At 56.0% G+C, this 14,210-nt stretch carries 10 protein-coding genes and 1 riboswitch; of the genes, 7 read left to right on the top strand and 3 right to left on the bottom strand.

From position 1 onward, the window contains the following. Window positions 1-413 precede the first annotated feature (413 nt). Together NNL35_RS04715 and namA are read left to right on the top strand one after the other, a co-directional pair. Window positions 414-1,343, top strand: coding sequence for an alpha/beta hydrolase (locus NNL35_RS04715; protein ID WP_006678387.1), 930 nt, complete (start codon window positions 414-416; stop codon window positions 1,341-1,343). 118 nt (window positions 1,344-1,461) lie between these two features. Further along, entirely contained in the window at window positions 1,462-2,472 is a 1,011-nt protein-coding gene (gene namA, locus NNL35_RS04710; protein WP_040732741.1) for an NADPH dehydrogenase NamA, read from the top strand. A gap of 173 nt (window positions 2,473-2,645) precedes the next feature. Here namA and NNL35_RS04705 read toward each other — a convergent pair whose 3' ends face one another. Continuing rightward, window positions 2,646-2,783 carry a hypothetical protein gene (locus NNL35_RS04705; RefSeq protein ID WP_158000466.1) on the bottom strand — a complete coding sequence of 46 codons (138 nt, stop codon included), beginning with the start codon at window positions 2,781-2,783 and terminating at the stop codon, window positions 2,646-2,648. A 586-nt stretch (window positions 2,784-3,369) separates the two neighbouring features. Beyond that, window positions 3,370-3,642: riboswitch (cobalamin riboswitch) on the top strand. Window positions 3,643-3,872: 230 nt separating this feature from the next. On the opposite strand from NNL35_RS04705, the gene NNL35_RS04700 reads away from it, so the two are divergent. The 3 genes from NNL35_RS04700 to NNL35_RS04690 all read left to right on the top strand — a co-directional run bounded on the left by NNL35_RS04700 (window position 3,873) and on the right by NNL35_RS04690 (window position 9,553). Further along, window positions 3,873-6,224: a ribonucleoside-diphosphate reductase subunit alpha gene (locus tag NNL35_RS04700; protein WP_006678391.1), complete on the top strand. Its 2,352-nt coding sequence runs from the start codon at window positions 3,873-3,875 to the stop codon at window positions 6,222-6,224. A 194-nt stretch (window positions 6,225-6,418) separates the two neighbouring features. Then, complete coding sequence (locus NNL35_RS04695) at window positions 6,419-7,450, top strand: ribonucleotide-diphosphate reductase subunit beta (RefSeq protein ID WP_193372694.1); 1,032 nt, start codon at window positions 6,419-6,421, stop codon at window positions 7,448-7,450. A gap of 234 nt (window positions 7,451-7,684) precedes the next feature. After that, on the top strand, window positions 7,685-9,553 hold the full coding sequence (locus NNL35_RS04690) for a bifunctional metallophosphatase/5'-nucleotidase (RefSeq protein WP_006678393.1): 1,869 nt from the start codon (window positions 7,685-7,687) through the stop codon (window positions 9,551-9,553). 169 nt (window positions 9,554-9,722) lie between these two features. Here NNL35_RS04690 and NNL35_RS04685 read toward each other — a convergent pair whose 3' ends face one another. Both NNL35_RS04685 and NNL35_RS04680 read right to left on the bottom strand, forming a co-directional pair. Then, on the bottom strand, window positions 9,723-10,781 hold the full coding sequence (locus NNL35_RS04685; RefSeq protein WP_006678394.1) for a suppressor of fused domain protein: 1,059 nt from the start codon (window positions 10,779-10,781) through the stop codon (window positions 9,723-9,725). Window positions 10,782-10,863: 82 nt separating this feature from the next. Next, window positions 10,864-11,826, bottom strand: a complete 963-nt coding sequence (locus tag NNL35_RS04680) for an MraY family glycosyltransferase (RefSeq protein WP_006678395.1) — start codon at window positions 11,824-11,826, stop codon at window positions 10,864-10,866. Between the two features lie 217 nt (window positions 11,827-12,043). Here NNL35_RS04680 and NNL35_RS04675 point away from each other — a divergent pair, with 217 nt between their 5' ends. Continuing rightward, entirely contained in the window at window positions 12,044-13,993 is a 1,950-nt protein-coding gene (locus NNL35_RS04675) for an asparagine synthase-related protein (protein ID WP_006678396.1), read from the top strand. A gap of 2 nt (window positions 13,994-13,995) precedes the next feature. Further along, window positions 13,996-14,124, top strand: coding sequence for a paeninodin family lasso peptide (locus tag NNL35_RS04670; RefSeq protein WP_040732785.1), 129 nt, complete (start codon window positions 13,996-13,998; stop codon window positions 14,122-14,124). Window positions 14,125-14,210 lie beyond the last annotated feature (86 nt).

Below are 14,210 nucleotides of genomic sequence, written 5' to 3'. Positions count from 1 at the left end.
TAGTTCAGACTGATCGAATAGATTAGATTCTTCCTGACCGAGTGGGAGACTCATCGTAAGGTACATGTTAAGGAAATATGTTTTACCTGAACGACAGGGAGACTGAGCAAAAGAATACGGAGCACGATAAGAAATGAAGACTGAGCGAATGGGATATTGAGCAAAAGGAGTTGAAAAGAACATCTGGCAGCATCAAGAGGGCCTCGAAGAACCGGTTAAGCAGGGAAAGCAAGGAACAAAGAGAAGGATCAGAATCATGGATTTCCCTCCCTGTCCGAAGATATAATGGAAGGTAACGATGTTAGGTCCCTTGAGCGCAATGACAGGAGCGGACCTAACGAACCGGCAATAGGCTGCCGGCTGCTCCCCTTGCGCCGCAGCTTATCGCCGATCCAATACGGGAGGCGTTCTATATGTTATCCAATACGTTCACGTTCACCGACCCGGAGGGCGTTCGCGTCCATGTGTACCGCTGGGATCCGGAAGAAGGGCAGCCTGTGCGCGGGGTCGTCCAGATTGCGCATGGCATGACCGAGACGGCCCGGCGATACAGCCGCTTCGCCGAAGCCTTGACGGAGGCGGGTTATGTTGTCTATGGCAACGACCACCGCGGGCATGGCCGGACAGCAGAGCGGCCCGAAGACCTCGGCTATGTCGGCGAGGACGGCTTTGCATGGATGGTCCGCAATATGGCGCAGTTGACCGAGATCATTCATTCTGAGCAGGCCGGGCTGCCAGTATTTTTGTTTGCGCACAGCATGGGATCTTTTTTGGCCCAGAAATATTTGGCGGAGCACGGCGGCAAAATAAACGGCGTCATACTGTGCGGCAGCAACGGGCCGCGGGGGCCCGAATTGTACGCCGGAGTCGCGCTGACGAAGCTGGTTGCCTCCGCTCGCGGCTCCCGCCACCGCAGCAAAATGATTGACAACATGGCATTCGGCGGCTTCAACCGCACGTTCCGGCCGAGCCGGACCTCCTTCGACTGGTTGAGCCGGGATGAACAGGAAGTCGATAAATATGTGGCTGACCCGGAATGCGGATTTTTGAGCACAATTGGCTTTTACCGGGACTTCTTCGGACTGCTGCAGGAGATTCATCGCCCCGAGACGATGCAGGCCATTCCGAAGGATCTGCCGGTGATGCTCATTGCCGGCGACCGCGATCCGGTCGGCCAATACGGCAAAGGCGTACGGCGGCTGGCCGAGATGTATCGCGAGCTCGGGATTCGCGAGGTTGAATGCATTTTGTACCCGGAGGCGCGGCATGAGCTCTTGAATGAGAAGAACCGGGATGAGGTTACGTCAGACTGCCTCTCTTGGCTGCGGAAGCACACGCCATAACCATTGCTGCGTCAAGCAATATCCTTCGACATGGATGCCGATTTGTTTCCTGCATACTTGGAGGGGTATAATGGGATTGGAAGTACAATCTCGAACATGATTCTTTGGAGGGATAGCCATGCCCCAATTATTTGAACCGCTAACGTTACGCGGCGTGACGATACCGAATCGTATCGTGATGTCGCCGATGTGCATGTACTCTTGCCACAATGAGGACGGGATGGTCAACGATTGGCATCTGGTCCATTATACGTCCCGCGCCGTCGGACAAGTCGGCCTGATCATGATCGAGGCGACCGCTGTCACACCAGGCGGACGCATAAGCGCGAAGGATCTGGGCATTTGGAGCGATGAGCATGTAGACGGGCTCCGCCGCCTGACCGACATGGTCCATGCGCACGGCAGCAAGATCGGGATTCAGCTCGCCCACGCCGGGCGCAAAGCAACTGTTCCCGGAATCATCGCCCCTTCGGCGCTGCGCTTCAGCGAAGCCTATGAGACGCCGGAGGAGATGACGCTGGAGGACATCCGCAAGACGATCAAAGCATTCGCTGACGCCGCACGGCGGGCGGAGGAAGCCGGGTTCGACGTGATCGAAATTCACGGCGCGCACGGGTATTTGATCAACCAGTTCCTGTCCCCGCTGACGAACCAGCGGACCGACAGCTACGGCGGCAGCGCCGACGCCCGCTACCGCTTCTTGAGCGAAGTGATTGAAGCGGTGCGCATCACCTGGTCGAAGCCGCTGTTCGTGCGCATCTCGGCCAATGAATATGCCGAAGGCGGCAACGCAATCGAGGCATACATTGACTATGCGCGGCGCATGAAGGACCAGGGCGTCGACCTGATCGACTGCAGTTCGGGCGGGGTCGTCCCTCATCCGGTCGAAGCGTATCCGGGCTATCAGGTCCAATATGCGCATGCGATCCGTCAATCGGCCGGCATCGCGACCGGCGCCGTCGGGATGATTACGGAACCGTCCTTGGCCGAAGAAATTGTGCGCAATGCCCGGGCCGATCTCATCTTCCTCGGCCGCGAACTGCTGCGGGATCCGTACTGGCCGCGTCAGGCTGCGCAACAATTGCGCCAGGAGCTTGCTCCACCGAAGCAATACGATCGCGGCTGGTAATCCATTTACGATACTCACTGCATCTTGAACCCCAGTTGTTCCAGGCGGGGCCGCGTCAGCGGCCCCGCCTGCTTGCGTTATCTTCGGCCACCATTCCGCCGCTGCCGTTCAGGGCTGCGGGAGCGTACATCTCCGGTCCCGAACGGGCCGGAGATCGGAAGCATAAGCCGTGGTCAAGACAGCCGCTTGAAGTCACTGGTGCGTGCCAGATGCTCCTCAATGCGGTTCAGCCGCTTATGAATCCGGTAAAACATGGGAGCGGCCGACAGCATAACAAGCAGGTACAAGATGACGATGGCTAGAGCGTCCAAGATACATCCCCCTCCCGATTGTCTTGTAGGTGTTCATCAAGCATCTATGCAAATATCACCTTGATTGTAACGTTCATCCTTTCCTTCTTCAAATGTTCCAACTCCATACCATGTCGCCTCGCCCTCCCTTCACCGCAAGCCGGACGAGATCCTGCCTTCTCGACCGGCTTTTCCGTTCCCCCGGCCCTTGCACGCCTATGAGCATGCCGCGGCCGCAAGCACTTCGAGATGATAATAGACATCGGGCCCCGCCCATTCCGCTTCCAGATCGACCCGTCGACAATGACGACATAGCGGTCATTCAACAGATGGATCTCCCGCTCGTACCGGTTCAGTTCCGGCGATTTTACTCCCTTTCGAACCGTGGTTTTCTGGGTAATCCTGGTTGCTTTGAATATCCTCCATCTCCTCTATTCTAGGACAGAAAGACGGCCGCCACTATGGGGCGGTATTTGCTGCGCTGGTGTTTTTTAAGGCCCGGACCACGCACGGAACTGTCTCAAATCTTGTCGTTTTCCTATGCGGAATATCACCTAAAACCTATTTACTTCCCCAATATGTTGTAGTATATTATCATGAGTATAACAACATATTGAACGATACAGGTGCTGCGGTTCGACAAAGCGATGCGCGTCGGGCCCCGGCTTAATAGGGAAGACGGTGCGAATCCGTCGCGGTCCCGCCACTGTAAGAAGCGCTTCCGGAGCAATGGTCATCACCGTTCCGGCAGCAAGTACCCGGCAGAACAGGCGCTCTGTAGAGAGCGGCCTTTTCTATGTCCACTGGGACGAATGTCCCGGGAAGGCCGCCGAGGTATACGGCTTCCAGCCAGGAGACCTGCCTGTATCGCAGCACATTCATTTCCCTGCGCGGAATAGGGAACGTGTTCAGGCCGCGCGCTGCACTGCGGTACCGCTTGCGGCGGGCGAATGCAGCTGCGTGGTTGCAGGGGGAGCTGCGTCTTGTCCAAGATATGGAGAGCCGCCATGATTAGAACCCCCCGGATACATACGGCTTTGCCATGCCGTCCTGAGCTGTTCTCGCGAAGGGACGGCTATTTTTATTGCTCTTTTTCGAGGAGGAATACGGATGCTAACCACCAATCATACCGTTCAGACCGTACACAAACCGAATAATCGCTCGCTCGCGTTCGATGCGGACCGCATCATGCGTTATGGCGAGCGCATCATGGGCGCTTACCCGGAGCTGGACCGCGAACGCTGGCACCGGGGCGTCCTGGCCAAGCTGCGCCACAGCCATGTTGAGGCATCCGACATCACACAGGCTTGCATCATGACCGCCCTGGAGCTGGTCTCTGTCGAGGAGCCGCAATGGAAGTTCGTCGCTGCGCGCGCGCTGCTGACGAAGCTGTATAAGGAAGCAGCCTTGCACCGCAGCTACAAGGCGTACGCCGATCGCCCGTACGGTGACTTCTACAAGCTGATTAAGCAGTTGGCCGATATCGGCATTTACCGTCAGGAACTGCTCGAAGCCTATACGCCCGATCAGATTCGCGAGCTGGGCCAGGCGATCGATCCAGCCTGCGACGAGCTGTTCGACTATATCGGGCTGCTCACCCTCGCGGAGCGGTATTTGGCCGTCGATTTCGAAGGGCGCACGATGGAGCTGCCGCAGGAGCGCTACATGATCATCGCCATGTATCTGATGCATCAGGAGCCGGAGGAGCGCCGGGTCGAGCTGGCCAAGGAAGCATATTGGGCGATGAGCAATCTCTATATGACCGCCGCGACGCCGACGATGGCGAACGCGGGCAAGAAGGTCGCCGGCCAGTTGTCGAGCTGCTTCATTGATACGGTGGACGACTCGCTGGAAGGCATCTTCGATTCGAATACCGACGTGGCCCGGCTGAGCAAGATGGGCGGCGGCATCGGCGTCTATCTCGGCAAGGTGCGGGCGCGCGGCTCCGATATTCGCGGCCACAAAAATACCAGCTCCGGCGTCATCCCCTGGATTCGCCAGCTGAACAATACCGCCGTGAGCGTCGACCAGCTCGGCACGCGCAAGGGCGCCATTGCCGTCTATCTGGACGTGTACCACAAGGACATTCTGTCCTTCCTCGATCTCAAATTAAATAACGGCGACGAGCGCATGCGCGCGCATGATATTTTCCATGGCGTCTGCATCCCGGATCTGTTCATGGAAGCGGTCGAGAAGCGCGAAGACTGGCATCTGTTCTGCCCGCATGAAGTGAAGAAGACGATGGGCTGGACCGACGGGAACGGCCGTCCGCTCGGACTGGAAGATTTCTATGACGAGCAGGCGGGCCAGGGGCAGTTCCGCGAGAAGTATGCCGAGGCGGTGGCGAATCCCCGGCTGTCTCGCATTACGCTGCCGGCCATCGACATCATGAAGCGCATCCTGAAGTCTCAGCTGGAGACCGGAACGCCTTATATGTTCTACAAGGATACCGCCAACCGGGCCAACCCGAACAAGGCGCATGGCACGATCTTCTGCTCCAATCTGTGCACCGAGATTATGCAGAACATGTCGCCGACGACGATCGAGCAGGAAGAGCTCGTGCTGGAGGACGGGCGGGCCCGCATCATCATCAGCAAGATTCCGGGCGACTTCGTCGTCTGCAACCTGAACTCGATTCATCTGGCGCGCGCTGTGCGGGCCGACGTGCTCGAACGCCTCGTGCCGATCCAAGTGCGGATGCTTGACAACGTCATCGACATCAACAATATCGAGGTGCTGCAAGCCCAGCATACGAACCGGCGCTACCGCGCGATCGGGCTCGGCACCTTCGGGCTGCATCATCTGCTTGCGCTGGAAGGCATCGCCTGGGAGTCGGATGAGGCCGTGGAGTATAACGATCATTTGTATGAGCGGATTCATTATTTGGCGGTGCGGGCGAGCATGGAGCTGGCGAAGGAAAAAGGCGCCTACCCGCTGTTCACTCAGTCCGAATGGGAGAACGGCCGCTACTTCGAACAGCGCGAATATACGACCGGAACGCGCCCCGGCCGCTTCGTGACGACCGAGCAGTGGAACGAGCTCGCTGCCGAGGTCAAGGCGAACGGCATGCGCAACGCATGGCTGATGGCGGTCGCGCCGAACGGCTCCACCTCGATCATCGCCGGCTCGACCGCGAGCATCGATCCGGTATACGAGCTGCTCAGCTATGAAGAGAAGACCACGTACAAGATCGCCAATCCGGCGCCGGACTTGTCCGACAAGACGATGTGGTATTACAAGACGGCATTCCGCCTCGATCAGAACTGGTCCATCCGCATGGCGGGAGCCCGCCAGCGCCATATCGACCAAGGTCAGAGCTTCAACCTGTACGTCCGTCCGGATATCCGGGCCGTCGATTTCCTTAACCTGCATCTGCATGCCTGGAAGGCGGGCTTGAAATCGACCTACTATGTGCGCAGCCAGGCGCTTACCGTCGAGGAATGCGAAGCGTGCAGTTCGTAAAGCGAACGCCAGACGGCCGCTGCCTCCGGGGGCGGCTTCGCTTCTCCGGAAAGCAGTCCCGCTTCTTCGGGGACTGCTTCGCTTCTCCGGAAGGAATCCCGCTTCTTCGGGAGCGGCTCCCTCCCCCAGGCGACAGATAGAATAATGATTATGTGCGGAAAGGAAGAAAATGGATGACTTTACTCGATCGCGAGCTGAAACTGCAAAAAATATTCAATACCGAGGCGCCGAACCAATCGACCCGCATTATTTTGGGCGAATGCTCCGGCATCCTGAACTGGGACGATATCCGGATGCCGCACATGTACAAGCTGTACAAGGTGCTTCTGTTAAACCATTGGATCGCCGATGAGATTCCGATGTCCAAGGACGCCCAGCAATTTCCGAACCTGACGCCGGATGAGCAGCGTGCCTTCAAGATCAACATTTCGCTGCTGGCGGTGCTCGATTCGATGCAGACGATGTTCGTCGGCGATGTGAAGCGGTTTTTCACTGATTCCTCCCTGGAGGCCATTGCGGCCATTATTGCCCAGCAGGAAGTCGTTCACAATCAATCTTATTCTTATGTGCTGTCCTCGCTCGTGTCGGAGCAGGAGCAGAAGGAGATTTTCGAATATTGGAAGCATGATGCCGTGCTGCTGGAGCGGAACCGCTTCATCGCGGACATTTACCAGACATTCCGGGACAATCCGACGCCGCAGACGTTCTTTGAAGCGCTCGTTGCGGATCTGATTCTCGAAGGTGTATTTTTCTATAGCACGTTCGCCTTCTTCTACAATCTCGCGCGCGACCAGAAGATGATGGCGACGAGCCAGATGATCTCATACATCCAGCGCGACGAGAATCAGCACTGCTACTTCTTCGGCGAAGTGTTCAAGCAGTTGCTGCGCGATTTCCCGGAATTGAATATCGACGCGAACCGCCGGTTCGTCTACGATACGATCGACCGGGCCGTTCAGCTGGAGACGAACTGGGCGCATTATACGCTCAGCAATATCCGCGGCATCGATCTGCGCGAGTTGAGCGATTACATTAAATATATCGCGAACCGCCGCCTCGCTTTGATGGGCATGGAGAAGGCCTATGAAGGCGTCGACGTGAACTGCATGCCATGGATTAAGCCCTTCTCCGACGAGGCGCTCAATTCGACGAAGACTGATTTCTTCGAAGCCAAATCGCGCAACTACGGCAAGGTTGGCGATGACAACGGCTTCGACGAACTGTAAGCCGAAGTGATGCCGGGACCTGCCCCGTGCATGTATATCCAGCTTTATGCGGCAAGGCCGTCCTGTCACCTGTGACCGGAACGGCCTTGCTTTTCTATCCCCTGACCGCACCCGCCTTTACAAAAACGATAACTTCCGTTAACAATCCCCTCATTCGCATGCCCTACGATAAATATATATGTCATATCGAGTTCTCTCACATCTTCACGATTTCGTATGCGACGGAGGTCATTTATGAACAAAAAGAAGCTTGGCACAGCCGCGGTACTGACGACTCTGATGAGCGCCTTGTTCGCCGGTTCCTTATTTGCGGCGCCGATCCACCCTATCGATCATATCCAATGGATGCAGGACAAGAACTACATCTTCGGGACCAAAGACGGGCTCGCGCTGGAGCGCCCGATCACTCTTGTGGAAGCCATCGCGATGCTCGCACGCGTACAGGACGCGGTGCAGTCCGTGAAGGCTGCCGATCCGGCGATCAAGCACTGGGCCGCCAAGTCGCTTACGTGGGCGAAGCAAGAGGGTATCGTCGATGCGGAGCAGTGGACAGAGCTTCATCGTCCGGCCAATGCGGCAACGCTGCAGACCGTGGCGGAAAAAGCGGGGTTACGTCTGGATCTGGCCGGAGAGAAGGTGACCCGCGACCAGTTCTTCAAGGCGCTCGGCGACGCGATTACGACGCATGTCACGATCGGACATACGAACGATCTGCATGGCCACGTTCTCGAAGATGCCAAAGCGAAAGAAATGGGCTATGCGAAGCTCGCCACCCTGATGAAGGAGCTGCGGGAGGAAAATCCGAATACGATGCTGCTGGATGCCGGAGATATGATTCAAGGCACCATTTACGTGAATTTGTCCAAAGGGGAAACGGCAACGAAGCTGGCCAATGCCCTCGGCTACGACTTCATGGCGTCGGGTAACCACGAATATGACTTCGGCTATGAGCAGCTCGCGAAGCTGACGAAGATGTTCGAATTCCCTGTGCTGGCCGCGAACGTCTTCGACGGGGAAGGCAAGCCTTTGCTTCAGCCTTATGTCAAGAAGCAGGTGGGTGGCAAGACCTTCGCCATCCTCGGCCTCGTCACGAAGGACACGCCGATCGTTACCCATCCCGACAATGTGAAGGGTCTGACGTTCCGGGATCCGATCGAAGTCGCGAAGGAATGGGTGCCGAAGCTGCGCCAAGAGGCCGATCATGTCATCGTGCTCTGCCATACCGGCCTGGAGTATGATCGGGAGATGGCGAAGCAGGTTCCCGGCATCGACATCATCGTTGGCGGTCACACCCATACCCCGGTCGATGAGCCGGAGCTGGTCAATGGCACTTACATTGTACAGGATTGGGAATACGCCAAGTCGCTGGGCCGGGTAGACCTGTACTATCATGGCGAAGATCTGGTTCATTTCTCCGGCGGCTTGCTCAAATATGACGAAGCGACGAAGCCCGACCCGGCCGTATCCGCCATCGTCGAGTCGCTTAAAAAAGAGACCGATTCGCTCTTGAATGAAAAAATCGCGACCGCGAGCGTCGATCTGGACGGGGACCGGTCGAGAGTGCGGAAGCAGGAGACGATCATGGGCAACCTGGTGGCGGACGCGATGCTGGAACGCACCCGTACAATGCCTGGCTTCGAAGCGGATTTGGCCATCACGAACTCGGGCGGCATCCGTACGACCATTATGAAGGGCGATGTGACGAAGCGGAATTTGTACGACGTGCTGCCGTTCCCGAACACGCTGGCTGTCGTTGAAGTGAAGGGCAGCGACCTGAAGGCGGCTCTCGAAAACGGCGTGAGCGAAATCGAGTCCGGCTCCGGACGCTTCCCGCAAATTGCGGGCATGTCCTTCGCCTTCGACATGAAGCAGCCGAAGGGAAGCCGCGTGACCGATGTCAAGGTAGGCGGCAAGGCGCTGGAAGAAGATACAACGTATCATGTCGCGACGAACGACTTCCTGATCGCGGGCGGTGACGGATATTCCATGTTCATGAACAAAAAATCGCTCGATACCGGCGTCACGCTCTATGAAGTGGTCGAACAGTACATGAAGGCGAAGAAAGACATTACAGGGAAGATCGAGCAGCGCATTCGCCAGTAACTGTCGGCCCATTCCCTGTTCAAGCTTTTATAATCAAGCCCCTCTTCGAAGGGCCGCGCACGGCGAACGCATTTCCCCGTGCCTGCGCGGCTCTTTTTTTGATGGAAAAAAGCCCCCCATCTTCTCAGAGAAGACAGAGGGCATCTCAGCGCCATATTATTCGATTCCGTTAACCGATCGTCTCGACGACCTCGCCGTTCGGATTGCGGATTTCGGTCTTGACGATGTGGAATTGCACCTTCGGCAAGGAAGCGAGCGTGAACGAGCCTTGACGCGGCACGAGCCGGGAAGCCAGCTCCTCCAGCGCCTGCTCGTTAAGATGCAGTTCCAGAGCGTCGTCCTGCACGACGGCATGAGGCTCGTCGCCGGGAAGGCAGGCGACATGCTGGTTCGGGCCGATCAAATACAGCGGCTCCCGGTATGGAATGCGGCCGCGTAATATGTTGGCAACCGAGGGTGCCTGCTTCGCCCCGATCTCAATCGTAAAAGCCGCCCCCCGCAGGAACTTCTTCTCCTCCTGCCAGGCCAGACTATCGATGAACAGGCTGCCCGTCCCGGAGCCGTCCCTCTGAATTCCCTCTTCCGCTCTGGCGGCGATAGCCGGATTGCGGAGCACCGACGTCCGCTTCATGTCGGTGATGCCCAGCGGCAGAACCTCCTCCATCATCGGCAGGAAGCCGCTGCTTCTCCATGACTTCATCATGTCGAGCTCGTCCAGCGTAATGCCGGCCACCTGCAGGAATTCCACGCTTCCGTTCGGCGTATCCATCTCGCCCAGCTCGCTGTCCCGCATGAAGAAGAGCGCCCTCAGCTCCGTGTCCGAGTCAAGCTCGATCGGTCCGTTCGCATCCAAATAATGCCCTGCCGCGAACACATTGCCCGACCGGAATACATACCGGCCCAGATTCTGCAGCATATTCATCGGCCATGCCGGAGGCTCCTCCTCCCCCTCCCGCTTCAGCCGCATCGTCAGCTCGAAGCCATAGCCGCTGATGTCCGGGTCATCCCCTTCCTTCTCGTACAGCTCCGAGAAGCCGTATGTGACATAATGCCAATGCGGCACCGGCTCGGTCTGCGCATAGACGCTGATCCCGTCCAGCGGATCTTCGCCGCCCAGCATAAAGGGCAGGACGGTGCCATAATGGAGCGGCTCCGTGTCCCCGTACAGTTCCTTCAATTTCGCATCAATCGCGTCCCAGCCGGGAGCCTGCACTTCTTCTTCCGTCATACGCATTCACCTGATTTCATATGGTGTATAGGTTGTTGGCATTCGTGTGAGACGGGTCTACGTCCGCCAAGCGCTGCATCCGTCAGACAGGCAGCAGCGATAAAATAATGGAAGTCAGCCCGAAGCAAAGATTCAGCAGGCACAAGAAGATAACAACCTGCTTCTGATTCAATCCGACCGCAAGCAGACGGTAATGCGCCTGGGTCGCATCCGCTTTGTATATCGGCTGCCCGTTCAGCATCCGCCGGATGACGACCAAAATATTGTCGAATATCGGCACGCCCACCGCGAGAATCGGAATGAAGAGCGATAAGAGCGTCGCTTGCTTGAACGCGCCGTCGAGCGCCACCACCCCCAGCATGAAGCCGAGAAACGTCGCCCCCGCATCGCCCATAAAGACGTTGGCCGGCGGCTTGTTGTAACGCAAATATCCGAGTGCCGCACCAACCAGAATCAAGGCCATCATCGCCGGAGTCCCTTGTCCGTGCGAGATGCCGACGACGAACAGCGTGCCTGCCGAGATCGCAGTCAGCCCCCCAGCCAGACCGTCCATCCCGTCCGAAAAGTTAATGACCGTCGTCACCCCGAATATCCAGGTTACCGTCAGCAGGAACTGAAGCCATTCCGGCAAGTAAACGAACTGCCCCGTGAACGGGTTGTTGAAGCCGATGAAAGCGATTCCCGAGGCGTAGATCAGAGCGGCGGCCCCTACCTGCACGATAAGCTTCGGCAGCGCGGGGAAGTCCTTGCGCCGGGTTTTGTACCAGTCATCCACCATGCCGATGGACAGGATGAGCAGCCCGCCGCCGAGAATGCCGGCCATCTTCGTCAAGGAATGCGGGACGAATAGCACATAGGTGACGCAAAAGCCGATGAAAATCGCAGCCCCCGCCAATAAAGGAATGGGCTGCCTATGTATTTTCCGTTCGTTATCCGCCTGCGGCTGATCGACGAAGCCGATGCGGAAGGCCAGTTTCTTGAATGGAGGAATAAGCATAAGGACGATACAAGCAGAAAGAAGGAAGGCGAAAACGTAATAAAGCATATCATTACCTCCGCTGCATAACCGTTTACTTCATTATAAAACATATATGAACATGATCAACCACAAGGTGACATATTGCTCCGCCTCGAATGGGATGATTCAGGGTTGACAATCCTTAAAGAGGGATGTTACTCTTTATTCATGTTCTTTATTAAGAACAATTTTATTTTTATCGTTCTTTCACAAGAACAAAACGTGTATCTGGAGGAGAACGACGATGGGTGCAGTAGCAGGCATTTATCACCTTCAACACGATAAGTTGGAACCCGGACTTGGCAGACAAATGATCGATGCCTTGCGGCGCTTTCCCGCTGATTATGTAACTAGTTTGAGTAACGGTTCCTTATTTCTGGGCAGCCTCCAGCAGTGCATTACGCCGCAATCCATCAGCGAGGTGCTCCCCTACTATGATCCGGTTACATCGCTCGCCATTACTTCGGATGCGATTATTGATAATCAGGACGAATTAGCAGACCAGCTTCAACTATCCAAGCAGGCTCGTCAGACCATAACGGACAGCCAGCTTATTCTCCAAGCATATATGAAATGGGGCCATGATATGCCCAAACATCTCGTAGGGGATTTCGCTTTTATCATTTGGGATGGAAGGGATCGCACGATGTTTGGCGCAAGGGATTTTTCCGGAACACGGACCCTTTACTTTCATCAATCCCCGGAACTGTTCTCATTCTGTACCATCATGGAGCCTCTGCTTAAGCTGCCGCACGTTACAAGAGACTTGAACGAACACTGGATTTCCCAATTCCTTGCTATCCCGATCACGACAGACGCCGTAGATTCATTTTCTACCGTTTATCAATCCATTAAGCAGGTCCCCCCTTCGCATTCCATTTTCGTTGCCAATGGGAAAGTAATCTTTCAACAATATTGCCGTCTGCAGCATACTGACAAGCTTGTGCTTACGAGCAACGAGGAATATGAGGAAGCGTTCCGTGATGTTTTTCAGACTGCCGTTCAAGCTCGGTTAAGAACGTTCCGCCAGGTCGGAGCACATCTAAGCGGCGGACTTGATTCCGGTTCGGTTGTGAGCTTTGCCGCACCGATGTTGAAAGCCAACAACAAGCCTCTCTATACCTTCAGCTATTACCCGGTCGAAGGCTTTTCCGATTTCACTTCATGCAACCGTTTTGCGGATGAAAGAGAATACATACGGTCCACGGCGGAGCATGTAGGCAATATCGAGATGAATGTATCCAGTTATCCGTCAAGCAACCCTTATTCCGTCATTGACGAATGGCTTGATACACTGGAGATGCCGTATAAATTTTTCGAGAACTCTTTTTGGCTTAAGGGAATCTATGAACAAGCCGCTGCCCGGGACATCGGGGTTATGCTTACCGGACAGAGGGGGAACTGGACCATTTCCTGGGGGCCCGCCATGGATTACCAGGCCAGTCTGCTAAGGAAGGGGCGTCTCGTGTCGTTCTTCTGGGAGCACAGACGTTATTGCCAATCGCTTGGGGCCAATCCCTGGAAAGTGCTTCAAATCGTCGGCAAGAAGAGCTTTCCTTGGCTCGCCCCGCTGATTGCTCCGGGAGGCGACCCTGCGCTGCCGGTCTTGATTAACCCGGACTTCGCCAGAAAAACCAATGTAACTGACTGCATGAAGGCCTGCGGCATGGACGTCTGGGGATCATCGACTCAGAATGCGTATGACATCCGCAAGGATCACTTTAATCAACTGTATTTTTGGAATATTAACGGAACGATCGGCACGAAGCTTTCCCTTAAGCATAAAATCTGGGACAGGGATCCCACCAATGATTTGCGGGTCGTCCGCTTCTGTCTGTCGGTACCCGATGAACAATTCGTTCAGCAAGGCGTCGACCGTTCGCTGATACGCAGGGCAACCGCCCGCTACCTGCCCGACAAGGTGAGATTAAATCGCAAAAGACGCGGCGTGCAGGGCGCTGACGGCGTGTTCAGGCTCATGCCTGACTGGAGTGAATTCATCCAGGATCTTGAACAGATGATTGGCGATCCGCAAGCTTCTTATTATCTGAATGCCCCCCTGCTTCAGGAGCTGCTGGACGATATCCGGCATCGCCCGCGGCCGGAGCTTGCGTTCGATCTGAAGTTCCGCGTGCTGATGCGCGGGTTCATCTTTCATAAATTCCTGTCAAGAATCTCAGGAAAGGAGGTGTAACCATGAAAAAGCAGTACAGCAAGCCGTCCCTTGAAGTGTTGGATGTTCATCAGACCATGGCTGGCCCGGGTACCTCTACCCCGGATGCTTTCCAGCCGGACCCGGATGAAGACGTGCATTACGATAGCTAGACAATTGGCTTAATGAATGCGGTTACTGGTGCGGTACCCTTATACATCTCAACGGGTATAAGGGTTCCCCTGTTCTCATTTTACAA

Origin of the sequence: Paenibacillus dendritiformis (assembly GCF_945605565.1) — a bacterium.
Classification (GTDB): domain Bacteria; phylum Bacillota; class Bacilli; order Paenibacillales; family Paenibacillaceae; genus Paenibacillus_B; species Paenibacillus_B dendritiformis_A.
Note: the sequence above shows the minus strand (reverse complement) of the source record. Positions and strands in the feature narration are given on the sequence as shown.

Bases quoted from the DNA above. Each gene is read 5' to 3' on its own strand.
- NNL35_RS04715 (WP_006678387.1), top strand. From the start codon at position 414: ATGTTATCCAATACGTTCACGTTCACCGACCCGGAGGGCGTTCGCGTC.
- namA (WP_040732741.1), top strand. From the start codon at position 1,462: ATGCCCCAATTATTTGAACCGCTAACGTTACGCGGCGTGACGATACCG.
- NNL35_RS04700 (WP_006678391.1), top strand. From the start codon at position 3,873: ATGCTAACCACCAATCATACCGTTCAGACCGTACACAAACCGAATAAT.
- NNL35_RS04690 (WP_006678393.1), top strand. From the start codon at position 7,685: ATGAACAAAAAGAAGCTTGGCACAGCCGCGGTACTGACGACTCTGATG.
- NNL35_RS04685 (WP_006678394.1), bottom strand. From the start codon at position 10,781: ATGACGGAAGAAGAAGTGCAGGCTCCCGGCTGGGACGCGATTGATGCG.
- NNL35_RS04680 (WP_006678395.1), bottom strand. From the start codon at position 11,826: ATGCTTTATTACGTTTTCGCCTTCCTTCTTTCTGCTTGTATCGTCCTT.
- NNL35_RS04675 (WP_006678396.1), top strand. From the start codon at position 12,044: ATGGGTGCAGTAGCAGGCATTTATCACCTTCAACACGATAAGTTGGAA.
- NNL35_RS04670 (WP_040732785.1), top strand. From the start codon at position 13,996: ATGAAAAAGCAGTACAGCAAGCCGTCCCTTGAAGTGTTGGATGTTCAT.